Source organism: Streptomyces sp. NPDC001373 (assembly GCF_042895815.1).
In the GTDB taxonomy this organism is placed as follows: domain Bacteria; phylum Actinomycetota; class Actinomycetes; order Streptomycetales; family Streptomycetaceae; genus Streptomyces.
Map to the genome: position 1 here is coordinate 1 of NZ_JBIAWQ010000073.1, position 1,039 is coordinate 1,039.

1 protein-coding gene is annotated in these 1,039 nt (G+C 70.1%); it reads left to right on the plus strand.

Annotated elements, in window-relative coordinates:
• The coding region (locus ACFY15_RS36940) for an acyltransferase domain-containing protein (RefSeq protein WP_390827093.1) at positions 1-1,039 on the plus strand (1,039 nt) is incomplete at both ends.

The following is a 1,039-nucleotide window of genomic DNA, read 5'->3' on the forward strand; positions in this document are numbered from 1 at the left end:
GCACGGCGTTTCTGTTCTCGGGCCAGGGGAGTCAGCGGCTGGGGATGGGGCGTGGGCTGTATGCGGCGTTCCCGGTGTTCGCGGATGCCTTCGATGCGGTGTGTGCGCGTGTGGACGGGCATCTGGAGCGTCCGCTCAGGGAGGTGGTGTTCGGTGAGGACGCCGAGCTTCTGAACCGGACGGCATACGCCCAGCCGGCGTTGTTCGCGGTGGAGGTGGCGTTGTTCCGGCTGGTGGAGTCGTGGGGTGTGCGCCCGGACTTCCTCGCCGGGCATTCGATCGGTGAGTTCGCTGCGGCGCATGTGGCGGGTGTGTTCTCGCTGGAGGACGCGGCGGCTCTGGTGGCGGCGCGTGGCCGGTTGATGCAGGGGCTGGCGTCGGGCGGTGTGATGGTCGCGGTGGAGGCTTCGGAGTCCGAGGTCTGGGGGCTGCTGGCCGGTTTCGGGGAGGAGGTCGGTGTCGCGGCGGTCAACGGGTCGACGTCGGTGGTGCTTTCGGGTGCCGAGGAGGCTGTCTCGCAGGTTGTCGCGAAGCTTGTGGGGGGCGGTCGTAAGGCGAAGGCGTTGACGGTCTCGCACGCGTTCCATTCGCCGTTGATGGAGCCGATGCTGGCGGACTTCCGCAAGGTCGTGGAGGAGGTGTCCTTCGGGACGCCGGTTTGGCCGGTGGTTTCCACCGTGACGGGTGGCCTGGTGTCGGCGGAGGAGTTCTGTTGCGTGGACTACTGGGTGCGTCATGTCCGTGAGGCGGTGCGTTTCGCGGATGTGGTCGAGGCCCTGGCGGCGGAGGGCGTCGGCACGTTCCTGGAGATCGGCCCGGGCGGCGTACTGACCGCTCTTGCCGCGGGCATCGTGGACGGCGGCCAGGCCGTGGTACCGGTCCTGCGCGGAGACCGGCCGGAGGAGACGGCGGTGCTCACCGCCCTGGCCCGGCTCCACGTCCAGGGCACGCAGGTGGACTGGCCGGCCGTCCTGGCCGGTCAGGGCGCGCGCCGTGTCGACCTGCCGACCTACGCCTTCCAGCGCCGGCGCTACTGGCT